Here is a 21,654-nt window from a genome sequence, read left to right on the forward strand (position 1 = left end):
TGGCAGAAGCTCACAGAAGGCAGGAAGCATGGCTACGACGCGCACCGCGCACACCGTCTGGCACGGCAATCTGACCGAGGGCAAAGGGGCGGTGACCTTCGACTCCTCCGGGATCGGCGAGCAGCCGGTCTCCTGGCCCTCCCGCGCCGAGCAGGCGAACGGCAAGACCAGCCCGGAGGAGCTGATCGCGGCCGCGCACTCCAGCTGCTTCTCGATGGCGCTGTCGCACGGCCTCACCCAGGCCGGGACCCCGCCGACGCAGCTGACCACGCAGGCCGATGTCACCTTCCAGCCGGGCACCGGCATCACCGGCATCCACCTCAGCGTGGAGGGCACGGTCGAGGGCGTGGACGAGGCCACGTTCGTCGCGGCGGCCGAGGAGGCCAAGAAGAACTGCCCGGTGAGCCAGGCGCTCGCCGGTACGGAGATCACCCTCTCGGCGAAGCTGTCCTGACGGCGTCCACGCGCTGTAGCAGACCCCAGGTGAACTCCGCCACGCAGTGGTGGAGTTCACCTTTCCCGTCCGGGGCCGTGAAGCCGAGCCGCCAGCGGGTGGGCGCCGAGCCCTCCATCGGCCGGGCGGGCGCGAAGGCCTCCGCCACCTCGTCCACCGTGCATGACCAGGGCGTCAGGTCCTCGACCGTACGCGGCCGGGGCCCGGCCGCGCCGGGCGCGCGCACCAGCCACTCGTTCCACACCCCGCCGCCCGGCACGGTCAGCACCTCGAACCGCAGATCCGGCCACAGCGGCACCGGCCAGCTCAGCGCCTCGCAGCTCAGATCGCCGATCCGGCGGGTGGCCGTGGTCTCGGGCGCTCCGAGCACGGAACGGTAGTGGGCGACCGCGGACCGGCGCCGTGGCGAGCGCCGCATGGCCTGCCAGCGGCGGTTGGCCTCGCGCATCACGGAGCGGCTGAAGCCCAGCTCGCGCAGTGCGCCCTCGACCAGGTCCGGGTGATAATCGGCCATTCTCCGCAGCAGTACCAGCACGAAGGGGAAGGGGGTGGGAAAGGAGTCGGCCGAGGGGTCGAGCGCGGAGTTCATGGCCCCATCGTGGCGTACCCGGTGCGTACGCAGTGCGTGCCCGGGCCTCTGGGACGGCGCATGGCCATTGCCTGGAGAAGTCACCTCTGCGTAATCTGTGTTCGCGATACCGGCCGCTGGCCGGAATCTCGAACAGATGGTGCCAACTGAACCAGAAGGGGTGGGCGAGCCACATGGGACGCTTGGTGCCCGCGGTGACCCGGGCTCTGGACATACTCGAGCTCTTCCTCGACGGGGACGGCACGCTCTCCGCACCCGAGATCACCCGCAAGCTCGGGCTGCCCCGCACGACGGTTCATGAGCTGGTGACCACCCTGGCCGCCCGCTCCTACCTGGTGCAAGTGCCCGACCAGCCCGGTCGCTACCGGCTCGGGGTGCGTCCGTACCAGCTGGGCAGCCGATACGCCGAGCAGCTGGACCTGGCCGCCGAGGGCCAGCAGGTGGCCCGCAGCGTCGCCGAGACCTGCGACGAGACCGTCCATGTCGCCATCCTCGAGGGCGTGGACGTCATCTATATCGCCAAGGTCGACTCCACCCACGCCGTCCGCATGGTCTCCGCCGCCGGCCGCCGGCTGCCCGCCCACTGCACCTCGGTCGGCAAGATGCTGCTCGCCTCCCTTTCGGAGGAGGCCCTGGCCGCCCGCATCCCGGAGGACAAGCCGCTGGCCGCGATGACGGACAACAGCATCACCTCCCCGCACGAGCTGCGCCGCCACCTCGCCACCATCCGCGAGCGCGGCGTCGCCGTCGAGCAGCGCGAGTCCAACCCGGACGTGAGCTGCGTGGCGGCCCCGGTGCGGGACGCGGCCGGCAAGGTCGTGGCGGCGCTGTCCATCTCGGTGCCGATGATCCGCTGGAGCGAGGAGCGGCAGGACGAACTGGCGGAGCTGGCCGCCAAGGGCGCGGGCGAGCTGTCGGCCCGCCTCGGACACCGGAGGCGCGGAGCATGAGCGGCACGAGCACCCGTGACAACGGGCTGGAGGTCGCCGTCCGGGCGGCCGCCGAGCTGGGCGAGGGCCCGACCTGGGACGCCGCGGCGCAGCGGCTGATCTGGGTCGACATCCTCTCGTCCCGCGTGCACACCTACGACCCGGCCAGCGGTCGGCGCACGGTCCTGGCCACCGAGCAGCACGTCGGCGCGGCCAAGCCCCGCGCGGGCGGCGGCCTGGTGGTCAACCTCCGCGACGGCATCGGCCTGTACGGGGCCGACGGCGGATTCTCCTGGCTGGCCCATGAGGCGGTCCCCGGCCGCCGCGGCAACGACGCGGCCGTGGCACCGGACGGCTCGCTGTGGGCGGGCACCATGCGCTACGACGAGGCGACGGGCGGCGGCACGCTGTCCCGGATCGCCCCGGACGGCTCCCGTACGGAGATCCTGCCGGACGTCACGGTCAGCAACGGCACCGGCTGGAGCCCGGACGGCCGCCTCATGTACTACGTCGACACCCCGACCTGCCGGATCGACGTCTTCGACGTGGCGGGCGAGGGGGTCACGGGCCGCCGTCCCTTCGTACGGATCGAGGACGGCGCGGGCTTCCCCGACGGGCTGTGCGTGGACGCCGACGGCTGTGTGTGGGTCGCGCTGTGGGACGGCGGCGCGGTTCGCCGCTACACCCCGGACGGCACGCTCGACCGGGTGGTCGAGCTGCCGGTGCGCCGCCCGACCGCGTGCGCCTTTGGCGGCTCCGGCCTGACCGACCTGTATGTGACCTCGGCCCGGGTCGGGCTCGGCCCGGGCGAGCAGCCGCTCGCCGGGTCGGTGCTGGTCCTCGCGGGGGCGGGGCGGGGCCTTGCGCAGCCGGCGTTCAAGGGCTGAAGCGCTGAGTGGGCTGAGGTATTGAGCGGGCTGAGGGGCTGCGAGGCTGAGGGGCTGAGGGGCTGAGGGGCTGAGGGGCTGAGAGGCTGAGAGGCTGAGGCGGACAATTTCGGCCAAGCGGAGGCAGGCTCGGCGCGAAATCGATCCTTGCACAGGATCCTCACAATCCGCGGTTCCTCCGCTACCCGCCGGGCACATAGCCTGCCCGGCGAAATGGATTACTGCCCTGCCTGCCGACGCCACCTCAACGGCGCTCTCGCCTGCCCCGGTTGCGGCGCGTACGCCGAGGAGTACGCGTACCCCGCCGCCGAAGGCGCCGCCGTCGACTACGGCCGGGCCGACGGCCACAGGGGCGGCGAGGCCGACGTCGGCGAGGACGGGGTCGTCGGCGAGGATGAGGTCGTCGGCGAGGACGCCGACGGCGAGCCGTCCTCGGCCCCCGGCGCGGCCTCGACCCGCGCGGACCGGCGCAAGGCGTCCCGCAGAAAGCCGAAGCCCCGCGGAATCATCGGCGGCCGGGCGCGCCGTGCGCGCCGCGGGCGGGGGCGCCGGGTGACGATCATGGCGTCGGTGCTCGGCCCCGTGCTGGCCGGGTTGTTCGTGGCGGAGATAGCCACGGAGGGCGGCATCTTCCATGAGCCCTCGTCCTCGTCCAGCCCCGACAAGCCGTCGGAGGCGGACCGCAGCCCGGGCGAGGGGGACTCCAGCGGACCGCGCACGCGCGAGAGCGGAGCGCCGAGCGCGGGGCCGTCCGCGGGTGCGGACGGCGCGAGCGCGGACGAGGGCAGGGGCGACGACGAGGACGGCGCGGGCAAGGACAAGAAGAAGCCCAAGGACAGCAAGTCGCCCAGCGCCGACGACTCCTCGTCGGCCGGCGGTACGGGCGGGGCCACGGCCACCGCCACGGGCGGCGGGGGAGGCGGGGCCACCCGGCCCCCGACCTCACCCTCCGACCCCGACCCCACCACCTCGCTCCCGTCCCAGCCCACGCCCTCGCCTACGGAGACCTGCGACCGCTTCCTGTGGTGGTGCACATAGGAAGGGCCGCCGACGGCGGCTCTGGCCCCTGCCTGGTCCGGTCCAGGATCAGACCGGGCCAGGGGATCAGACCGGGTCCATCCCGAGCGTCCGCTTGAGCAGGTCGCGCAGTACCGTGCGCTCCTGCTTCGACAGCCCGGCCAGTGGCGCGCGCGCGAAGTCGAGTGAGCCGCGCAGCCGGTCGGCGGTCTCCTTGCCCCGGTCCGTCGCCGCGGCGAGCTTGACGCGGCGGTCGGCCGGGTCCAGGCGGCGCTCGGCGAGGCCGCGGGCCTCCAGGCGGTCGATGATCCCGGTGACGTTCGACGGCTCGCACTTCAGCTGCTGCGCGATGCGGCGCATGGGCGTCGGACCCCGGGACAGCAGCCCGAGTACCCGCGCCTGCGCGCCGGTGAGGGAGTGCTTCGCGGCGGCCATCTCGTATTCCTCGTGATAGCGAGCGACGATGGTGCCAATGAGCTCGACGACTTCGAGTGTCAGCGGATCAGGAGGTTCGGTACTGGAGGTCATGGGGACCAGGGTACCCATTTATTTGACATCATGAAATATCCAGCAGCATGATTGTTTCACGACCTGAAGCATAAGAAGCATGAGGAGGACCCCATGGCCCCCAAGCCCGAGATTCCCGCCACCAGCCGCGAATGGCACCTCGTCGCCCGTCCCGAGGGATGGCCGAAGCCGGAGGACTTCGCGCTGCGCGAGACCCCCGTCACCGAGCCGGGCCCCGGCCAGGTGCTGGTCCGCAACCTGTACATGTCGGTGGACCCGTACATGCGCGGTCGGATGAACGACGTGAAGTCGTACGTCCCGCCGTTCAAGCTCGACCACCCGATGGACGGCGGCGCCGTGGGCGAGGTCATCGCCTCGAACGCGGAGGGCATCGCCGTCGGCGAGCACGTCCTGCACTTCGGCGGCTGGCGCGAGTACGCGCAGGTGGACGCCAAGCACGCGGTCAAGGTGGACCCGGCCGCCGCCCCCCTCTCCGCCTACCTCGGCGTCCTCGGCATGACCGGCCTGACCGCGTACGCGGGCCTGATCGAGGTCGCCTCCTTCAAGGAGGGCGACGCGGTCTTCGTCTCCGGCGCGGCGGGCGCGGTCGGCAGCGAGGTCGGCCAGATCGCCAAGCTCAAGGGCGCCTCGCGGGTCATCGGCAGCGCGGGCTCCGACGAGAAGGTCAGGCTGCTGACCGAGGAGTACGGCTTCGACGCGGCGTTCAACTACAAGAACGGCCCGGTCGCCGAGCAGCTCAAGGAGGCCGCGCCCGACGGCATCGACGTCTACTTCGACAACGTGGGCGGCGAGCACCTGGAGGCCGCCATCGGCAGCCTCAACGTGCACGGACGCATCACCGTCTGCGGCATGATCGCCCAGTACAACGCGACCGAGCCGCCCACCGCCCCGCGTAACCTCGCCCTCGTCATCGGCAAGCGGCTGCGCGTCCAGGGCATGCTCGTGAACGACCACCAGCACCTCCAGCAGCAGTTCGTCGAGGAGGTCGGCGACTGGCTGCGCGAGGGCAAGCTGCACTACCGGGAGACGGTGATCAAGGGCGTCGACAACGCGGTGGACGCGTTCCTGGGCATGCTGCGCGGTGCGAACATCGGCAAGATGATCGTCGCGCTGAACGACTGACCATCGGCGTCGGCGCGCCGGGCGGGCGACCGGCTGCGGCTACCGGCTGAGCAGAGCCACCGCGCCCGACCACTCCGGGGGCCGCTGCCACCGCAGCCGACCCCCGGCGAGGGAGAGCGCGCCGGTGCCGTCGGCGAGGAGCGACGCGTCCAGCGCCCAGTCCCCGCTGACCGCGCTGTCCCCGCCGGTCCCGCCGCCTTCGCCGGTCCCGCTGCCCGCGCCTTCCTCGTCCGGCAGCCGTACCGACAACGACTCGTCCGGGTCGGCGAAGGCGTGCAGGACGACCAGGGCGCGCCGGCCGTCGGGGGACAGCCGTACGACGGACTGCCAGCCGGCGGCGTTGCGCAGGGCGGCCCCGCGGGTGCCGCCCTGCCGCGTCGTCCCGTCGTCGATGAGCGGCGCGGCCCGCCCGTACAGGTCCAGCGCCTCGCGCACCAGCGCCCACTGCCGCTCGTCGAGCCGGTCCGGGTCGCCGGACAGGCAGATCCGGCCGAGGAAGCCCGCGGCCAGCTTGTAGACGAGCGCGGCGCCGGAGTCGTCGGCCCGTACGGTCGCCCACACCAGCGACTGGCGGGGGAGCAGCACCCGCTGTAGCCCGGCCGCGATCGCCGGGGCCTCGCGGGCCTCGAAGGCGTCCGAGCCCGAGGAGACGGCGGTGAGCGCGGCGTACGCGGGGTCGATGCGGTGGCCGCCGCCCGCGCAGTTCTCGATGACGAGGTCGGGCAGCCGGGCGGAGAGGCGCGCGATGAAGTCGCGGGAGGCGGCGGTGAGTTCGCGCAGGCTCTCGCCGTCGTCGCCCGGGCCCAGATGCGCGTTGTAGTCGATCTTGAGATAGCCGAAGCCGCCCTCGCTCAGCAGCGCGGTCATCCGGTCCAGCAGCGGCTCGGCGACCTCGGGCCGGCGCAGATCCAGGAAGCGGCGGGCGGACACGTGCACGGGGACCCCGTCGTACGCGATGTGGCGCGCCGCGTCCTCGTACGCCCGCGACAGCTCGCCCGTCGTCTCCGGCTCCCACCACAGCCCGGGTACGAAGCCGCGCCCACGCAGCTGCCGGGCGGTCTCGGCGAGCCCGTACGGAAAGCGCTCCGCGCTGGGCGTCCAGTCGCCGTGGCTGCGGCCCCAGTCCTCCCCGGGCTCGCTGAACCAGCCGCAGTCGATGACGAAGTACCGGACGCCGGAGCCCTGGAGGCGGTCGGCGAGGGCCAGGATCCGCTCGTGGGTGGGGTTGCCCCAGGTCGTCGCGTACTCGTTGAACATCGCCGGCAGCGGTGACGTCTGCTCGGGGCCGGGCCGCGGGTGGTCGGCCCAGGCGGGCAGGAGCCGCGCGCAGAGCGCGTCCAGGTCGCCGTGGACGGCGGTGACGACGGCCTCGGGCGCCTCGTACGACTCGCCGGGCGCAAGGGTACGGCGCCAGTGGCCGAAGTCGTGGTCCGCGGGGCCGCCGCCGATGGCCAGCCCGTCGCGGGAGCGCAGCAGCTCCAGCTGCCAGGGGCCGCCCGCGGCCAGCTGGACGCCCCACACCACCCCGGCCTCGGTGTCCTCGACGGCCAGCCAGGGCATCCAGCCCGCCGCGGGCATCGACCCGGGCGCGCCGAAGCGCTCCGCCACCGTGCCGATGTTCACCCAGGGCCGCTCCAGGTGCAGTTGCTCCGCGGTCGTGCTGACCAGCCGGGCCTCGGCGCTCCAGGCGGAGCGGACGCGGTGGACGACGAGCCGGCCGGGGGCGTCGTCGGCGGCGAAGGGGGTGATGCCGCCGAGGGTGAAGGAGGAGATCAGGTCCAGGGCGAAGGGGCGGTCGCCCTCGTTGGTGGCGCTGGTGCGGATCCGTACGAAGGGGTCGCCGGGGCGGTGGGTCAGCCGATGGACGACCAACAGGCCCTGCCCGTCGGACAGTTCGGTGACGATCTCGGTGACCGTCTCGGTGCACGTCTCTGTGGTGGCTTCTGTGGTGGCCTCTGCGGTGGTCTCTGTGATGCGCTGCGCCCGCAGCCGCAGCGCCGCCGTCGTGGCCGTCCGACGCAGGGTTCGGACGCCCGCGAAGGGCTCGGGTACGGGGTCTCCGGCGCGGGCCACCGCCGCCAACGGCTCGATGTGGCGGGCGGGGCCGGTGTCGGGGTGGTGGCGGGCGGCGTCCTCCGGCAGGCGGTCGCGGGGTGGCGCCAGGCGGTCGGCGAGCGCGGTCGGGAAGATCTCCAGGCCGACCACGGCTCCGGCTCCGGCCCCGGTGCCTTCCGCCCCACCCGTACCGTCCGCCGCATGGTCCCGCGGGTACCGGACCGTCAGATCTCCCAGCACGAACATCCGTTACCCCGCCTCACTCGCCCGGAATGGACCTGATCGTCGTTCGGTATACCGGCACACGTCTGGCATACCGGCTGACACATCGGCCGGACGGTAAGCGCTTGCTCCGACGCGGGTCAAGAGGCGGGGCGAGTCGTGTTCAAAGCGTTGACGTGCACTCCTCGGCAGCTTATGTTCCCGTCCGAAGTTACGAGCGGCATTCGAAATGGCGAACAACGGCGAACAGCGCTGCCTTGGTGCAGCAGGAATGAGCCGCAATGCAACGATGCTCCCCAAGCCGCCGCAGCGTGCTCACCGGGCTCGGCGCGCTCGCCGCCACCGGCGCCGTGGGCGCGGGCGCCGCCGGCTGCGCCGCGCCCTCGTCGGTCGGCGCGGGCAAGACCCGGCTGCGCTACTGGCACCTCTTCGGCGGCGGCGACGGCGTCAACATGAAGGCGATGCTGGACGCCTACAGCGCGGCCCATCCCTCGATCGGCCTGGAGGCCGCCACCCTCCAGTGGGGCTCGCCGTACTACACCAAGCTCGGCATGGCGGGCGCGGGCGGCCGCGCCCCCGAGGTCGCGGCGCTGCACCTGGCCCGGCTCGCCGGCTTCGCGCCCGGCCGCCTCCTCGACGCCTTCGACCTCGATCTGCTCGCCGACCACGGGGTGACCGCCGCCGACTTCCCCGAGGACATCTGGAAGCGCGGCGCGGTCGGGGGCAAGCAGTACGCCATCCCGCTCGACACCCACCCCATGGTGCTCTTCTACAACACCGAGGTGTGCGAGAAGGCCGGGCTGCTCGGCGCCGACGGCAAGCTCAAGCCCATCCACGGCGTCGAGGAGTTCACCGCCGCCCTGCGCACCGCCAAGAAGGTCACCGGGCAGCCGGGGCTGGTCACCGAGACCATCGGCGGCGATGTCATCGGCCCCTGGCGGGTGTTCTCCACCCTCTACTCCCAGACCGGCGGAAAGGTCCTGTCCGCCGACGGCCGACGCCTCGCCCTCGACGACGCCAAGGCGCTCAAGGCCCTCCGGTACATGGCCATGCTCGTCGACGAGGGGCTGTGCCACCGCCGCGTCGACTACCCGGGCTCCGTCGGCGTCTTCAACGGCGGCAAGACCGCCTTCTACCTCAACGGCGAATGGGAGATCAGCTCCTTCCGCACCACCAAGCTGCCGTTCTCCATGACCCGGGTGCCCAATCTCTTCGGCCGCCCCACCGCCCAGGCCGACTGCCACTCCTTCGTCCTGCCCCACCAGACCGACCGGGGCGGCGAAACCAACGAAGCGGCCCACGAGTTCGTGGCCTGGATGCTGAAGCACACCGTCGAGTGGGCCAAGGGCGGGCATGTGCCGGCCTATCTGCCGACGCTGAAGAACCCCGCGTATCTGAAGCTCCAGCCGCAGTCCGAATACCGCTCGGTCGTCAACGACGTCGCGCTCGACGAACCCGCCTGGTTCGCCGGCTCCGCCTCCCTCATGTGGATCGAGCTCGGCTCGGTCTTCTCCGGGGTGTTCACCGGCTCCCGTACGCCCCAGAGCGCGCTGAAAGAGGCCAAGTCCCGGCTGCGCGAGCTCCTCGACACCCCCAATCCCTTCGGAGGTGCGAAATGAGCGCGCCGACCGTCACCGCGCCGCCGCCCCCGCCGCGTTCCTCGCGGGCCGCGGCCGCCACCACCCCGCCCAGGACCGTGCGCCGCCACTGGACCGAGCACGGGCTGGTCTTCGTCGGGCCCTTCCTTCTCGTCTACGCCCTCTTCCTCCTCTGGCCGCTGCTGTACGGCGTCAAGATGAGCCTCGGCGACGACAACATCGCCGGCACCGACAGCCACTTCATCGGCTTCGACAACTACGCCGAGGCCTTCCAGGACCCCGATGTGTGGTCCTCGCTGTGGAACACGGTCTGGTTCACCGTCCTGTCCACGGTCCCCCTCGTCCTCCTCGGCCTGGTCCTGGCGCTGCTCGCGCACCATCTGCGCGTGGTCCAGTGGCTGTGGCGGCTGAGCTGGTTCGCGCCCTTCCTGCTGCCGTCCGGCGTCGTCGGGCTGCTCTTCCTGTGGGTGATCTTCCCGTCCGACTTCGGCTTCGCCGACCAGGCACTGGCCTCCCTCGGCCTGCACCCCGGCATCGGCTGGCTCACCGACGAGCGCTACGCCATGCTGTCCATCGTCGCGACCACCGTCTGGTGGACCGTCGGCTTCAACTTCCTGCTGTATCTCGCCGCGCTCCAGGCCATCCCACAACACCTCTACGAGGCGGCGGAGCTGGACGGCGCGGGCGCCTGGGCCAGGCTGCGGAACATCACCCTGCCGATGCTGCGGCGCACCACGGGCGTCGTGGTCGTCCTGCAGATCCTGGCCTCGCTGAAGATCTTCGATCAGGTCTACATCATGACCGCCGGCGGCCCGGACGATGCCACCCGGCCGATCCTGCAGTACGTCTACCAGTCCGGCTTCACCGGCTACCGCATCGGCTACGCCTCCGCCGTCTCGTATCTCTTCTTCGCCCTGATCGTGATCGTCTCCCTGGTCCATCTGCGGCTGACCCGCCGCGCGAGTGAGGAGGGCGGGAAATGAGCGCGGAGACCCCCGTGAGTGAGACCCCCGTGAGTGGGATGAAGGCGAGAGCGGGCGCCGACGCGGGGCGCAGGGTCCGCTGGGCCCCGGGCCGGATCGCCATGCTGCTGATCGCGCTCGCGCTGGTGGTGGTGTGGTTGCTGCCGCTGGCGTGGGCGGTGGCCACCTCCCTCAAGCCGGAGGGAGAGACCACCAGGACGCCGCTGGAGTGGATCGGCTCGACGATCACCTTCGACGCGTACCGCGAGGTGTGGAAGTCGGGCGACATCGGGCAGTGGATGTTCAACTCCGCCTACATCTCGGTCATGACGACCCTGCTGACCGTGGTGCTGTGCGCCATGGCCGCGTACGGCTTCTCGCGGACCGAGTTCCGCGGCCGCAAGGTGCTCTACGGGCTGGTGCTGGCCGGGATCATGGTGCCGCCGCAGGTGCTGATGGCCCCGCTGTTCGCGGAGATGGTCTCCATGGGGCTCGTCGACACCTACTGGGGCGTGATCCTGCCGCAGGTCGCCGTGCCCGCGATGGTCTTCATCCTGGTGAAGTTCTTCGACGGGGTGCCGCGTGAGCTGGAGGAGGCGGCGTTCGTGGACGGGGCGGGGCGGTGGCGGGTCTTCTGGACCATCGTGATGCCGCTGTCCCGGCCGGTGCTCGCCGCCGTGGCGATCTTCACCTTCATCTCGACGTGGAACAACTTCCTGTGGCCGTTCCTGGTCACGACCGACCCGAACGGGATGACGCTGCCGGTGGGGCTGGTCAACGTCCAGTCCTCGTACGGGCTGCGGTACGCCCAGATGATGGCCTCGGTCGTGATCGCGGGCCTGCCGCTGCTGGTGGTCTTCGCGCTCTTCCAGCGCCAGATCGTCCGCGGCGTCGCCCATACGGGTCTGGCGGGCCAGTGAGTGTCCCCCCACGGGGCGGGTCCGGTCTGCCCGGCCCGGCAGACCGCCGGGCAGACCGGACCCACCGGTGGTGCTCAGCTCCCCAGCACCACCGTGGTCAGCGACCGCGCCGGCAGCTCGACTCCCAGCTTGCCGCCTTGGACGTGCGCCGCGCCGACCCGGCTGAGCGAGTGCGTCTCATCCGTGCGGTACACCGACCCGCGCGCGGAACCCCCGGTGCCGCCGCCCGCCAGCGCGTAGTCCGCCCGCACCGCGTCCGTCCCCGTGTTGAGGATCTCCAGCACCCGCGCCCCGTCCTGGTTGCGGAACGCCGTGATCCTGACGCCCGCCGCCTCGGACGACGCGGCCACCCGCACCGCCCCCGGCCGGATGAACCTGCTGTACGCGGCCAGCGCCCACAGCCGCTTGGAGACGTGGTAATCCGCCCCGTCCAGCTGGATCAGCCCCCGGGTCGCCCCGATCGAGGCGCCGAACCAGTACACATACGCGCTGGCGCGGGCGTCCGCGAGGGTGGTGTGGATGGCCTCGGCGACGGCCAGTCCGTCGTAGCCGCTGCCGTCGTCCCACGCCTCGTTCCAGGTGGCGCCGTTCGGGCTCCACTCGGACATCCAGGTGCGGCGGCCGGTCGGCAGCGGCTGGTCGGAGGGCGTGACGTACGGGTGGCCGGTGTGCACCCCGACCAACGCCGCGGCCCGCGGATCCGCCTCGATCGCCGCGCTGAACTCCGCCTGCTGGTCCCACCCGGCCGCGTCGCAGCACACCAGGTCGATTCCGGCCCGTCGCACGGTCGGCCCGAGCGCCTTGACCGTCTCCACCGCCTGCTCGGGCGTGAACTGCATGGACGCGTACGAGGTGGAGAGGTCCGGCTCGTTGGTGAAGCCGAGGTCGGTGATGCGGATGCCCTCCTGGCGGTAGAACTTCGCGTACTGGACGAGGTAGTCGGCGTAGGCCTGCCGCCACTCGGGCTTGAGCGTCCCGCCGTTCGCGTCCGTGCCGTTGGTCTTCATATAGCCGGGCGCGCTCCAGGCGTCGGCGTAGAAGCGCTTGACGCCGTACGCCTTCGCCTCCTTCGCCAGCCACACCTGGCCGCCGTCGTCGCCGTCCCACTCATAGCGCGGCGTGGCCTTTGGCCCGCCCGGGTCGGTCGGCTGGATCGACTTCATGTGGTCGTACACGTCGTCCGAGGACGAGCCGACGCCCAGCCGCAGAATGCTCAGTCCGGCCCCGGCCTTCCGGTCCAGCAGCAGGTCCAGGACCTCCCGCTGGTGTTCGGGGGTCAGCCCGCGCGCGCCGTGCATGATGTCGGCGCGCTGGAAGGCCTGCGAGAAGCCGAAGCCGTCGATGGGCTGGAGGCGTCGGCCGAAATCCACCCGGCCGAGGGTCCCCGCCGCGGTGCCGTCACCGGCTCGGGCTTCCGGCACGGTCGCCGCCGTTCCCAGGAGGGCGACGGCCAATGCGCCCGTCACAGCGGCGCGCATCACCTTGATCACGAGAGCGTCCCTTCCTCTGCCTCCGAAAAACTTCCGGAACGTCACCGAAACGTCCGGGGGACCGTATGGGCAGCTGAGGGGCGAGTCAATCCCTGCGGACGAGGGAGGTGTTGAGGCCACCAATCGCTATGTGTTTCGGAGGGGCACCGAAAACATTCCGAAGGAGAGCCGAATGATCCACGCCACGTTCGCGCGTACGCGCACAGGCGGCCGCTTCCGCGGGGCCCGGCGACTCGCCGCCCTGGCGGCCGCCACGGCCTTCGCCCTGCTGCCGACGAGCGCCTCCGCCTACCCCAATCCGGGCCGGGTGACGGGCGACATCGTCGTGCACGACCCCACCATGATCCGCGCCACCGACGGCACCTACCTGCTGTACTCCACCCACGGCGGCCTGGAGGCCCGCACCTCCACCGACCGGATCGCCTTCAGCCGCTCGGGGAACGCCTTCAACTCCCCGCCGTCGTGGTGGAAGAACTACTCCGCCGGCAACGACCCCTGGGCGCCCGACATCTCGTACCAGGGCGGCAAGTACCTGATGTACTACGCCGTCTCGTCCTTCGGGTCGAGCAACTCCGCGATCGGGTTCGCCACCTCGTCCAGCGGCAAGGCGGGCACCTGGACCGACTACGGCGTCGTGCACTCCACCACCGGCAGCAGCAACTACAACGCCATCGACCCCAACCTCTTCGTCGACGGCGACGGCAAGTGGTGGCTGTCCTTCGGCTCGTGGTGGTCGGGGCTGAAGATGATCCGCATCGACCCGTCCACGGGCAAGCAGTACGCGGGCGACAAGACCGTCTACAGCATCGCCTCCCGGCCCACCGGCACCAAGGCCGTCGAGGCGCCCACGGTCGTCAAGCGCAACGGCTACTACTACCTGTTCGCCTCGTACGACACCTGCTGTGCGGGCACCAGCTCCACGTACAAGATCAAGGTCGGCCGCGCCTCCAGCCCCACCGGGCCGTACCTCGACAAGAACGGGGTCAACATGATGAACAACGGCGGCTCGGTGGTCCTGGAGTCCCACGGCCGCTACATCGGCCCCGGCGGGCAGTCGGTCATGAGCGATGTCGACGGTGACCTGCTCGTCTACCACTACTACGACGGCCAGGACAACGGCACGCCGAAGCTCGGCGTCAACCTCCTGAGCTGGAGTGGAGGTTGGCCGACGGCGTACTGATCACGATCTGACATGGACCTGACGGTTCGAGGAGGTGTACCCCGGGCAAATCTGGAGACGGATCACCAAGGCCCTACGCGCGTAGCGCCCCCGCCCCTCATCACCGAGGGACGGGGGCGCTCCCGCACATCACCGACAGAAAGCGAAGATTCATGACGCAAGACCACACATGGAACAGACGCCGGTTACTGATGCTCGGTGGCGGGGCCGCGGCGGGTGCCGCGCTCGGCCTGGGGGCCAAGGTGGCCACCGCGAGCGAGGCCGCGCCCACCGCCGTACCGACGTCCCCGCGCTTCCAGCTGACCGAGCCCTCGTACGACCTCTTCCGCCATGCGCGGCTGCACAACACGAGGGTCCAGCAGTCCTTCACTTTCGACAACGTCAACCGGCGCCTGTTCGTGGCCCAGCTCAAGGACGGCTCCGCGGACAGCAGCGGCGATCTGTGCATCACCCAGCTGGACTTCTCCGGCAATGAGCTCGGCTATATGTATCTGCTCGGATTCGGGCACGCCGTGTCCATAGGCGCGCAGCCCGTGGGGTCGGACACCTATCTGTGGACCGAGGTGGACGTCAACAGCGGTGCCCGCGGCAAACGACTGGCCCGCTTCCGCTGGAGCAGCGGGACGACCCTCTCCAGCACCTCCTCCGCCCTGGCCAAGCACTCGCCCGTCTCCGATGCGACGGAGACGACCTGCGCGATCGACCCGGTGAACAACCGGATGGCGATCCGCTATCTGAACACCGCGGGCAGCAGGCGGTACGCGATCTTCAATGTGAACGAGGTCGCGGCCGGGAACTACGCCAACCGCCTGGCGGACTTCGCCCAGCCCAGCGACCCCGCCGTCTTCCAGGGCTACGCGCTCTACGGCAGCTACGTCTACCAGCTGACCGGCACCGCTTACGGCGCCGACAACCCGTCCCCCGGCAACGCCTACACCTCCAGCGTCAACGTCAACACCGGCGCGCTCACCCAGCGGGCCTTCACCGGGGCCGGCTCGACGCTGACCTACCGCGAGCCCGAGGGCATGGGGGTGTACCGGACGGCCGCGGGGGAGGTCCGGCTGTTCCTCGGCTTCGCCTCCGGTGACGCGGGCGACCGCCGCAGCAACCTCTTCTACAAGAACGTGCTCGCCTGAAACGTGCTCGTCTGGGCCGAGGCTCAGCGGGCCGGGCTTCCGCCCAGCGTCTCGTATCGGTAGTCGCTGGGCGGGAGCGGGCGCGCTGCGCGGCGGCGCCCGGCCTGGACGTCGTACGGCGGTGAGGAGCCGACGACGTGCATGCCATAGGGGCGCGAATGCCAAAGGTAAAAGATCGGTAAACGCTATAGGCGGAAAGATGTGATCATGGCGCGATATTGCCCCTCGTGTCGATGGTCCGCCGTGCCTGTTCCGCCGGAATAAGCCCAGGTCATGCCGTGTGTGAAGGGCCCTAGGATGCACGGCATCCGCTCCGACCGTGGCTGGTATCCGACCCTGGCTGGTATTCGATGTCCCTGCACACCTACACCCCGTCCCCCAGCTCCGGCTCCCGCCCGGCCTGGCGGCGCTGGTCCCCGCTCGTCCCCGTCCTGGTGATCGCCTCGGCGGCGCTGCTCGCCGCCAGCGCGGCCTTCGACGGCGACACCTTCCAGCACTGCAAGCACCTGGGCCCCTCCACCCGGATGTACCTCACCGCCTGGGCCGGCCCACTGTGCTCCCTGGCCGCCTTGCTGCTCCTCTGGGGCCTGCACCGCGGGGCGCGCCGCCGGGGGCAGCGTCTGGGGGTGGCTGTGTCCGGGCGGCTGGCCATGGGGGCCGGATGCCTGATCCCGCTGCTGCTCCTGGTGCAGCTGGTGATCCTGTGGGGGACGTACCAGCCGGATCCGTCCGGGGGCTACGACTGCTCGGGGCTCATGGTGGCGTAGGCCCGGACACTCGGGGTACCTGAGGGGTCCGTCCGCCGACGAAGGGAACCGGCAGTGACCGACCGACGACTGGAAGCCCCCGGGGACCACACTCACGCCGTACCGAGGGATCTGCCCGACCAGCAGGCGCACGACGGCCCGGACCCCCTGGATGTGGACAGCTCCGCAGCCCGGTACAGCCCACCCGACGACCCCGACGACGACGTGCCCGATCTGGACGAGTCCGGCACCGGGCGGCGGGGGAGCCCTCGGCAGTCCGGGAGCCCGCGCCCGGACCATCCGATTCCGGACGAGCCATCCGGGTGAAACCGCGCAAAAGCTGCGAAAATAAAGGTAAGGACAACCGCTCAGACAATCGCTCAGTAGTGAAGAAGGTGCCCGCCATGGCGAACGTGGAATGGCACGCCGAGCACGTAATGGTGACCCTCACCGGAATCTCGCGGGACGACGCCGACGTGGTCTTCGACGTGCTCCACCGGTGCTACCGCTCCGACGAGGCATACGCCGGTCTGCCGCAGCATCTGCTCGAGGGACACCCGGTGGTGTGGACCTCGACCTTCGAGGTGACCCCGAACCATCCAGAGCCCGAACCCACCGCCCTGACCGCCCCCATCACGGCCGACTTGCAGGGGTGCCCGTGTCAGGTGGAGCAGATGCGCGAGGTCCTGGCCCGCGCCTTCGCCATCGAGGACCGGGGCCGGGTCCCCGGCGACCAGGAGCGCGAGCTGGAGCTCCGGCTGGTGAGCCCCCGGCTGGTGAGCCCGTAGCGGCCGGCGCCGACGTCAGACGCCAACGGTCCCGTCGATGCCCTCGCGGAGGAAATCGGCGTGGCCGTTGTGCCGCCCGTACTCCAGGATCATGTGCATCATCACCGTGCGCAGCGACACATCCTGCCCCCACCGCGCGGCGTGGACCGTCACATCGAGCGACTCCGCCTCCGCCTCGATCCGCCGCGCGTGCTCCACCTCCGCCTGCCAGGCCTCGAACGCCTCCGCCCGCGTGGCTTCCCGCGCGTCGTAGGCCACCTGGAAGTCGAACGAGTCCGACCACACGAGCGGGATGTCCTCGCCGTTGATCACCCTGCGGAACCAGTTGCGTTCCACCTCGGCCATGTGCCGCACCAGCCCGAGCAGCGAGAGCGTCGAAGGCGGCATCGACTGATGCCGCAACTCCTCGTCGGACAGGCCGTCGCACTTCCTGGCGAGGGTCGCCCGGTGGAAGTCGAGGAAGCCGCGCAGCGTCTCGCGCTCGTCCGCGGTCGTGGGTATGCGGGGGCGTTCGGTGGTCACAGCTGGATCCCCTTCGTAAGAGCTCGCTCGCCGAGGCTATCGACACCATGCGGACGCGGAGAGCGCTGAATCATCGACGAACCGGCTCGCCCACGCCTTGAACTGTTCGTCGTATTCCTTTTGCCGAGTCCAGAGCGCGTCGAGGTCCTCCGGTGGCCGCAGCCCGAAGGTCTCGTTCAGCCAGGTGAGGTATTCCTGGTGGCCCTCGGTGTGCTGCTCGACGCCGTCGGGGTTCAAGGTCTCATCGTCGATGGTCAGGAGCTGAAACAGCTCCGGCAGGTTTCGCGCGACGATGTAGAGATCGCCTTCGTCGCCGACGAAGACGACAGGCAAGGTGGCGAGGTCGGTCCGATCGTCACATCGCCACAGGGCGTAGTGGGAACCGGTGCCGGTGGCCAGCGCGAAGGGGATGAACCGGTCCAGGAACTCCGGATCCTCCGACCAGGTGTCCAGGCCGGCGTCCACGCCGTACTCGCACAGTTCGAACCCGGCTGAGTACCAGACCTGACCGATCCGGTCCTGGAACTTTTTGAGCAGGTTCAGTTCCGGGATGGGCGAGTACGCGTCACTCACGATTCCAGTCCCCCGTCCTTGAGCGCCGCGACGACTGCTTTCCGGTCACGGCAAGCGAATCATGGGTCGACAGGGCATCGGCTCGCAACCGCTCTCTCGTACGGGGCCCGTGGCTCTGTGGCCCTCCGGGCCCGGCCGGGAGTCGGGCCGGGCCGGAAAGCTCACGCGTAGCGTTGCGGGCAGGGCTTAGCCCGGCTGGTCCCCGGTGTACCGGTAGATGGCGCCGACGGAGTCGACGCAGTACACGGTGCCGTCGGCGGCCACGCCGATGTCGACCGCGGAGCCGGGGATGTTCACCCACGGCTTGGCGTCGTCCCCGGTGTAACGGTAGATCGCGTGGGCGGAGTTGACGCCCCAGACGTTGGTCCTGGACCCGACCGAGATCCGGGACAGGGTGCCGTCGATGTTCTTCCAGTGGTTGGAGTCCTCGTCCCCGGTGTATCGGTAGATCGCCCCGGCGGAGTTGACCACCCACACGGTGCCGTCGGCTGCCGCGCCGACATCGACCGCGGAGCCTGGGATGTTCACCCACGGATTGGCGTCGTCCCCGGTGTAACGGTAAATGGCGTTGCCGGCGTTGACCCCCCAGACATGGGTCCTGGACCCGGCCGAGATCCGGGACAGGCTGCCGGGGATGTTCTTCCAGTGGTTGGAGTCCTCGTCCCCGGTGTATCGGTAGATCGCGTGGGCGGAGTTGACCACCCACACCGTGCCGTCGGCAGCCGCGCCGACATCGACCGCGGAGCCGGGGATGTTGTGCCAGGGATTGGCATCGTCCCCGGTGAACCGATAGATGGCGGATGCGGAGTTGACGCCCCACACGTTGGTCCTGGACCCGGCCGAGATAGCCGTGAGAGTCCCGTTGATCTTCTTCCATCCAGCCATACCGAACTCGCTCCTCTCGCTTTGGAACCTGCGTCCAGGTACTTGGCGAGCTGAGCTCCCATCAAACAGTCCAATATTCTGACTGATCATTCAAAATGGTCAGAAACGGATGTTTGGCGCCCGGGTATGTCCGAGGTGTCGGGGCGCACGGGCGATCGGTCGGGTGGCTATCTGTCCGGATCTGCGTAGCGCGTGTGGGGGATCGACGCGACGCACGGATCTGTGCAGTCGGCTGCGGCTATCGGAGCCTGGCGGTCGTGGACCGTCCCGGCCGCCGGGTCGATCGTCCGGATTACGGATGGTGACAGGAGCGGGCAGGGCCTCGGTTGACTCCTGTGACGGCTAACCGCTATTCATTAGCTAACCGTTAGGGGGATGCATGCGGTCCGCTCGGGGAATCGATGAACGCGGGCCAGAACTATGTGACGTTGGCCCGGCTGGAACGAGCGGGTGAACTGGCCGGTCGAGGGTCGAGAACAAAGCTGAGGATGGATGAACCAGTTCGACGCGGTGCTGCAGGCCCGCGACCTGTTGAGGACCCATGGCCGGGGGGAGAGCCTGGTTCACGCGGTGGACGGCGTCGACCTGGACGTACGGGCCGGACAGATGCTGGCAGTCATGGGGCCCAGCGGCTGCGGGAAGTCCACCCTGCTGCACCTGCTGGGCGGCCTGGAGCGGCTCACCGACGGAGAGGTGTGGCTGGCCGGCCGACGCACCGACACCCTCAGCGAACGGGCCCTGGCCCAACTGCGACGCCGCTCGGTGGGCTTTGTCTTCCAGGCCTTCCACCTGGTCGAGGAACTGTCGGCGGCGGAGAACGTGGAACTGCCCGTACTGCTGGCCGGACGCCCGCTGCGCGCGGCCCGGCGGCGCGCGGACCAGTTGCTGGAGCAGGTCGGGCTGGCCGACCGTGCCCGGCATCTGCCCTGGCAGCTGTCGGGCGGCCAGCGCCAGCGGGTGGCCATCGCCCGCGCCCTGGCCAACGAGCCGCTGGTGCTGCTGGCCGACGAGCCGACCGGGAACCTGGACACCGCGGCCACCCTCGACGTGCTGCGGCTCTTTGAGGACTTGCGTGCCGCGGGGCAGACCCTCGTGATCGTCACGCACGACGAGAGGGTCGCGGCCACCGCGGACCGGCTCGTGTCGATGCGCGACGGCAGACTCGTCGACGACACCTGGATGGACGGCACCAGGATGGCGGACCGCAGGCAGCCGGTGGACGGCAACCACGGGTGGGAGGGCTGACCGTCATGGGCCGTATCCTGCTCGTGTTCCGCCTCGTCTGGTCCGACGTACGCCGCCATCCCGGCCAGGCCGCGATGCTTCTTCTCTCCCTCACGGTCGCCACCGGCATGCTGGCCCTGGGCGGGTCGCTGGGCGGGGCGACCGAGACGCTCTACCGCCACACGCGCGCCGCCACGGCCGGGCCGGACGTGGTGGCGGTCTCCCCCGACAACTCCTCCGCCACGGCCACGACTCAGGCCTCGTTGACAAGCGACCCCGCGGTCACCGCCCACAGCGGTCCCTACCTCCAGTACTACTCGAAGCTCACGGCGAAGGGCTCCACCTCGCACGTGGTGGTGACAGCCGCCGAGGCGAAACCGGGCCCGGTGGACCGCCCTCTGGTGACCTCCGGCACCTGGGTACGCTCCGGAGGCGTCGTGGTCGAACGCGGCTTCGCCACCGCGCTGGGTGTCCACGTCGGCGACCACGTCACCGTCGCCGGCCGCTCCCGGCCGGTCGTCGGGACAGCCGTGAGCGCTGCCGGCACCGTCTATCCGTTCGCGCAGTTGGCCGGTCCCGACGGCGGGCCGAGTGACTACAGCGGTCTGGTCTGGATGAGCGAACAGGACACCCGGGCGCTGGCCTCCAAGCATCTTTCGGTGTCCTCCCTCCTCTACCTGAAACTGCGCGACCCGGACGCGACCCAGGCGTTCCTGAACGCGCACCGCGGCCCCTCGGTCCATGCGAACTTCCAGACCTGGCAATTCATGATCGTCCAGGACGCCACGATCATTGAGGCCAGCCAGCCCATCCTGGTCATCGGCAGTTGGCTGCTGAGCTTTCTCGCCATCGTCGGCGTGGCCACCCTCGCCGCGGGACGCGCCGCCAAGCAGACCCGCCGCGTGGGACTGCTCAAGGCCGTCGGCGCCACGCCCGGCCTCATCGCCGCCGTCCTGCTCACCGAATACGTGACCCTGGCACTACTCGCCGACGCTCTCGGCCTGCTGGCCGCGCGGCTCACCCAACCCGCCATCGTCAACCCCACCGCCAGCCTGCTGACCACCTCCGCCGGACCGAGCGGCGGCACCATCGCCCTCACCACCGTCGTCGCCCTGGCCGTGGCCATCCTCACCACCCTCGGCCCGACCATGCGGGCCCTGCGCACCGAAACCGTCGCCGCGCTGGCCGACACCGCACGCCAACCCGGCCGCCGGGCCCGCCTGACACGACTGTCCGCGATGCTGCCGGTCCCGGTCCTGCTCGGGCTGCGCCTGATCGCCCGTCGGCCCGGCCGCGCGTTCTTGCAGGCATGCAGCACAGCAGCCACCGTCATCACGATCACGGCACTGCTGATCATCTTCGTCCAGCGCCAGGTGAGTTACGGGATCGACTCGCCCCACCTGGGCAATCTGAAGGACGCTCAAAGCCGGCACATGATAGTCGCCGTCGCCGCCGCACTGGTCACCCTCGCCGCCGTGAACACCCTCACGACCACGTGGACCACGGCACTGGAGGCCCGGCACACCATGGCCGTCGCACGCACTCTCGGCGCCACCCCCGGGCAGATCACGGCCGGGCTGTCCGCCGCACAGCTCCTGCCCACCGTGCCCGGCGCCCTCGTCGGCATCCCCTTGGGCATTGCCTTCTGCTGGCCCTTCAGCAAGGCAGGGACGATCTACCCCCCGGCGTGGTGGCTGTTCGGCGCCGCATTCACGGCCGTACTGGCCACCGCCGCACTCACCGCCCTGCCCGCCCGCATCGCGGCCCGCCGATCCGTCGCACAAACCCTCAGCGCCGAAACAACGTGAGCGCTGAGCGGCGATCTGA

At 70.6% G+C, this 21,654-nt stretch carries 22 protein-coding genes; 15 read left to right on the forward strand and 7 right to left on the reverse strand.

All coding sequences use genetic code 11. The annotated features are described in order from the left end of the window. Window positions 1–28: 28 nt before the first annotated feature. Entirely contained in the window at window positions 29–454 is a 426-nt protein-coding gene (locus ACWY4P_RS37000; RefSeq protein WP_456204903.1) for an OsmC family protein, read from the forward strand. On the opposite strand, the gene ACWY4P_RS37005 is transcribed toward ACWY4P_RS37000, so the two are convergent. Further along, complete coding sequence (locus ACWY4P_RS37005; RefSeq protein WP_456204904.1) at window positions 429–1,043, reverse strand: hypothetical protein; 615 nt, start codon at window positions 1,041–1,043, stop codon at window positions 429–431. The genes ACWY4P_RS37000 and ACWY4P_RS37005 overlap by 26 nt on opposite strands. Window positions 1,044–1,216: 173 nt before the next feature. Between ACWY4P_RS37005 and ACWY4P_RS37010 the strand changes: the two genes are divergently transcribed. The 3 genes from ACWY4P_RS37010 (at window position 1,217) to ACWY4P_RS37020 (ending at window position 3,897) form a co-directional block, all read left to right on the forward strand. Continuing rightward, on the forward strand, window positions 1,217–1,993 hold the full coding sequence (locus ACWY4P_RS37010; protein WP_456204906.1) for an IclR family transcriptional regulator: 777 nt from the start codon (window positions 1,217–1,219) through the stop codon (window positions 1,991–1,993). After that, a complete protein-coding gene (locus ACWY4P_RS37015; protein ID WP_456204907.1) occupies window positions 1,990–2,859 on the forward strand; it encodes an SMP-30/gluconolactonase/LRE family protein in 870 nt (289 codons plus the stop codon). The genes ACWY4P_RS37010 and ACWY4P_RS37015 overlap by 4 nt, the downstream gene beginning before the upstream one ends. Window positions 2,860–3,072: 213 nt before the next feature. Beyond that, entirely contained in the window at window positions 3,073–3,897 is an 825-nt protein-coding gene (locus ACWY4P_RS37020; RefSeq protein WP_456204908.1) for an SCO2400 family protein, read from the forward strand. Window positions 3,898–3,963: 66 nt separating this feature from the next. Here the strand turns inward: ACWY4P_RS37020 and ACWY4P_RS37025 are convergent, their stop codons facing one another. Next, window positions 3,964–4,422 carry a MarR family winged helix-turn-helix transcriptional regulator gene (locus ACWY4P_RS37025; RefSeq protein ID WP_456204910.1) on the reverse strand — a complete coding sequence of 153 codons (459 nt, stop codon included), beginning with the start codon at window positions 4,420–4,422 and terminating at the stop codon, window positions 3,964–3,966. A gap of 75 nt (window positions 4,423–4,497) precedes the next feature. On the opposite strand from ACWY4P_RS37025, the gene ACWY4P_RS37030 reads away from it, so the two are divergent. Next, on the forward strand, window positions 4,498–5,526 hold the full coding sequence (locus tag ACWY4P_RS37030) for an NADP-dependent oxidoreductase (RefSeq protein WP_456204912.1): 1,029 nt from the start codon (window positions 4,498–4,500) through the stop codon (window positions 5,524–5,526). A gap of 39 nt (window positions 5,527–5,565) precedes the next feature. Here ACWY4P_RS37030 and ACWY4P_RS37035 read toward each other — a convergent pair whose 3' ends face one another. Continuing rightward, the gene (locus ACWY4P_RS37035) at window positions 5,566–7,827 is read right to left on the reverse strand and encodes an alpha-galactosidase (protein WP_456204914.1); all 2,262 of its coding nucleotides are present in this window, start codon (window positions 7,825–7,827) and stop codon (window positions 5,566–5,568) included. 257 nt (window positions 7,828–8,084) lie between these two features. On the opposite strand from ACWY4P_RS37035, the gene ACWY4P_RS37040 reads away from it, so the two are divergent. The 3 genes from ACWY4P_RS37040 to ACWY4P_RS37050 are packed head-to-tail and all read left to right on the forward strand — an operon-like array spanning window position 8,085 to window position 11,283. Further along, window positions 8,085–9,422: an extracellular solute-binding protein gene (locus ACWY4P_RS37040; protein ID WP_456204915.1), complete on the forward strand. Its 1,338-nt coding sequence runs from the start codon at window positions 8,085–8,087 to the stop codon at window positions 9,420–9,422. Next, the gene (locus ACWY4P_RS37045; protein ID WP_456204916.1) at window positions 9,419–10,384 is read left to right on the forward strand and encodes a carbohydrate ABC transporter permease; all 966 of its coding nucleotides are present in this window, start codon (window positions 9,419–9,421) and stop codon (window positions 10,382–10,384) included. The genes ACWY4P_RS37040 and ACWY4P_RS37045 overlap by 4 nt, the downstream gene beginning before the upstream one ends. After that, window positions 10,381–11,283, forward strand: coding sequence for a carbohydrate ABC transporter permease (locus ACWY4P_RS37050; RefSeq protein WP_456204917.1), 903 nt, complete (start codon window positions 10,381–10,383; stop codon window positions 11,281–11,283). The genes ACWY4P_RS37045 and ACWY4P_RS37050 overlap by 4 nt, the downstream gene beginning before the upstream one ends. Window positions 11,284–11,357: 74 nt before the next feature. Here the strand turns inward: ACWY4P_RS37050 and ACWY4P_RS37055 are convergent, their stop codons facing one another. Further along, window positions 11,358–12,773 carry a glycoside hydrolase family 30 protein gene (locus ACWY4P_RS37055; protein ID WP_456204918.1) on the reverse strand — a complete coding sequence of 472 codons (1,416 nt, stop codon included), beginning with the start codon at window positions 12,771–12,773 and terminating at the stop codon, window positions 11,358–11,360. Window positions 12,774–12,945: 172 nt separating this feature from the next. Between ACWY4P_RS37055 and ACWY4P_RS37060 the strand changes: the two genes are divergently transcribed. The 5 genes from ACWY4P_RS37060 (at window position 12,946) to ACWY4P_RS37080 (ending at window position 16,623) form a co-directional block, all read left to right on the forward strand. Further along, window positions 12,946–13,953 (forward strand): arabinan endo-1,5-alpha-L-arabinosidase, encoded by a 1,008-nt coding sequence (locus ACWY4P_RS37060; protein WP_456204919.1) that lies wholly within the window; start codon window positions 12,946–12,948, stop codon window positions 13,951–13,953. A 152-nt stretch (window positions 13,954–14,105) separates the two neighbouring features. After that, window positions 14,106–15,089, forward strand: coding sequence for a phage baseplate protein (locus ACWY4P_RS37065; RefSeq protein ID WP_456204920.1), 984 nt, complete (start codon window positions 14,106–14,108; stop codon window positions 15,087–15,089). Between the two features lie 350 nt (window positions 15,090–15,439). Next, window positions 15,440–15,856 (forward strand): hypothetical protein, encoded by a 417-nt coding sequence (locus ACWY4P_RS37070; protein WP_456204921.1) that lies wholly within the window; start codon window positions 15,440–15,442, stop codon window positions 15,854–15,856. Window positions 15,857–15,910: 54 nt separating this feature from the next. After that, complete coding sequence (locus ACWY4P_RS37075) at window positions 15,911–16,162, forward strand: hypothetical protein (protein ID WP_456204923.1); 252 nt, start codon at window positions 15,911–15,913, stop codon at window positions 16,160–16,162. 77 nt (window positions 16,163–16,239) lie between these two features. Continuing rightward, window positions 16,240–16,623: a hypothetical protein gene (locus tag ACWY4P_RS37080; RefSeq protein WP_456204924.1), complete on the forward strand. Its 384-nt coding sequence runs from the start codon at window positions 16,240–16,242 to the stop codon at window positions 16,621–16,623. Between the two features lie 15 nt (window positions 16,624–16,638). Here ACWY4P_RS37080 and ACWY4P_RS37085 read toward each other — a convergent pair whose 3' ends face one another. From ACWY4P_RS37085 to ACWY4P_RS37095, 3 genes are all read right to left on the reverse strand, one after another. Continuing rightward, complete coding sequence (locus ACWY4P_RS37085; protein ID WP_456204925.1) at window positions 16,639–17,145, reverse strand: DinB family protein; 507 nt, start codon at window positions 17,143–17,145, stop codon at window positions 16,639–16,641. A gap of 36 nt (window positions 17,146–17,181) precedes the next feature. Beyond that, window positions 17,182–17,718: a hypothetical protein gene (locus ACWY4P_RS37090; RefSeq protein ID WP_456204926.1), complete on the reverse strand. Its 537-nt coding sequence runs from the start codon at window positions 17,716–17,718 to the stop codon at window positions 17,182–17,184. Between the two features lie 186 nt (window positions 17,719–17,904). After that, window positions 17,905–18,603, reverse strand: a complete 699-nt coding sequence (locus tag ACWY4P_RS37095; RefSeq protein WP_456204927.1) for a tectonin domain-containing protein — start codon at window positions 18,601–18,603, stop codon at window positions 17,905–17,907. 492 nt (window positions 18,604–19,095) lie between these two features. Between ACWY4P_RS37095 and ACWY4P_RS37100 the strand changes: the two genes are divergently transcribed. Further along, entirely contained in the window at window positions 19,096–19,848 is a 753-nt protein-coding gene (locus tag ACWY4P_RS37100; protein ID WP_456204928.1) for an ABC transporter ATP-binding protein, read from the forward strand. A 5-nt stretch (window positions 19,849–19,853) separates the two neighbouring features. Further along, window positions 19,854–21,635, forward strand: a complete 1,782-nt coding sequence (locus tag ACWY4P_RS37105; RefSeq protein ID WP_456204929.1) for an ABC transporter permease — start codon at window positions 19,854–19,856, stop codon at window positions 21,633–21,635. Window positions 21,636–21,654: the final 19 nt, after the last annotated feature.

The sequence above is a fragment of the Streptomyces sp. LZ34 genome (assembly GCF_053890475.1).

Excerpts from the sequence above, each read along its gene's own strand:
- ACWY4P_RS37025 (WP_456204910.1), bottom strand. The coding sequence starts at position 4,422 with ATGGGTACCCTGGTCCCCATGACCTCCAGTACCGAACCTCCTGATCCG.
- ACWY4P_RS37100 (WP_456204928.1), top strand. The coding sequence starts at position 19,096 with ATGAACCAGTTCGACGCGGTGCTGCAGGCCCGCGACCTGTTGAGGACC.
- ACWY4P_RS37020 (WP_456204908.1), top strand. The coding sequence starts at position 3,073 with ATGGATTACTGCCCTGCCTGCCGACGCCACCTCAACGGCGCTCTCGCC.
- ACWY4P_RS37040 (WP_456204915.1), top strand. The coding sequence starts at position 8,085 with ATGCAACGATGCTCCCCAAGCCGCCGCAGCGTGCTCACCGGGCTCGGC.
- ACWY4P_RS37035 (WP_456204914.1), bottom strand. The coding sequence starts at position 7,827 with ATGTTCGTGCTGGGAGATCTGACGGTCCGGTACCCGCGGGACCATGCG.
- ACWY4P_RS37065 (WP_456204920.1), top strand. The coding sequence starts at position 14,106 with ATGACGCAAGACCACACATGGAACAGACGCCGGTTACTGATGCTCGGT.
- ACWY4P_RS37080 (WP_456204924.1), top strand. The coding sequence starts at position 16,240 with ATGGCGAACGTGGAATGGCACGCCGAGCACGTAATGGTGACCCTCACC.
- ACWY4P_RS37070 (WP_456204921.1), top strand. The coding sequence starts at position 15,440 with ATGTCCCTGCACACCTACACCCCGTCCCCCAGCTCCGGCTCCCGCCCG.
- ACWY4P_RS37095 (WP_456204927.1), bottom strand. The coding sequence starts at position 18,603 with ATGGCTGGATGGAAGAAGATCAACGGGACTCTCACGGCTATCTCGGCC.
- ACWY4P_RS37005 (WP_456204904.1), bottom strand. The coding sequence starts at position 1,043 with ATGAACTCCGCGCTCGACCCCTCGGCCGACTCCTTTCCCACCCCCTTC.
- ACWY4P_RS37045 (WP_456204916.1), top strand. The coding sequence starts at position 9,419 with ATGAGCGCGCCGACCGTCACCGCGCCGCCGCCCCCGCCGCGTTCCTCG.
- ACWY4P_RS37030 (WP_456204912.1), top strand. The coding sequence starts at position 4,498 with ATGGCCCCCAAGCCCGAGATTCCCGCCACCAGCCGCGAATGGCACCTC.
- ACWY4P_RS37000 (WP_456204903.1), top strand. The coding sequence starts at position 29 with ATGGCTACGACGCGCACCGCGCACACCGTCTGGCACGGCAATCTGACC.
- ACWY4P_RS37060 (WP_456204919.1), top strand. The coding sequence starts at position 12,946 with ATGATCCACGCCACGTTCGCGCGTACGCGCACAGGCGGCCGCTTCCGC.
- ACWY4P_RS37015 (WP_456204907.1), top strand. The coding sequence starts at position 1,990 with ATGAGCGGCACGAGCACCCGTGACAACGGGCTGGAGGTCGCCGTCCGG.
- ACWY4P_RS37050 (WP_456204917.1), top strand. The coding sequence starts at position 10,381 with ATGAGCGCGGAGACCCCCGTGAGTGAGACCCCCGTGAGTGGGATGAAG.
- ACWY4P_RS37010 (WP_456204906.1), top strand. The coding sequence starts at position 1,217 with ATGGGACGCTTGGTGCCCGCGGTGACCCGGGCTCTGGACATACTCGAG.
- ACWY4P_RS37105 (WP_456204929.1), top strand. The coding sequence starts at position 19,854 with ATGGGCCGTATCCTGCTCGTGTTCCGCCTCGTCTGGTCCGACGTACGC.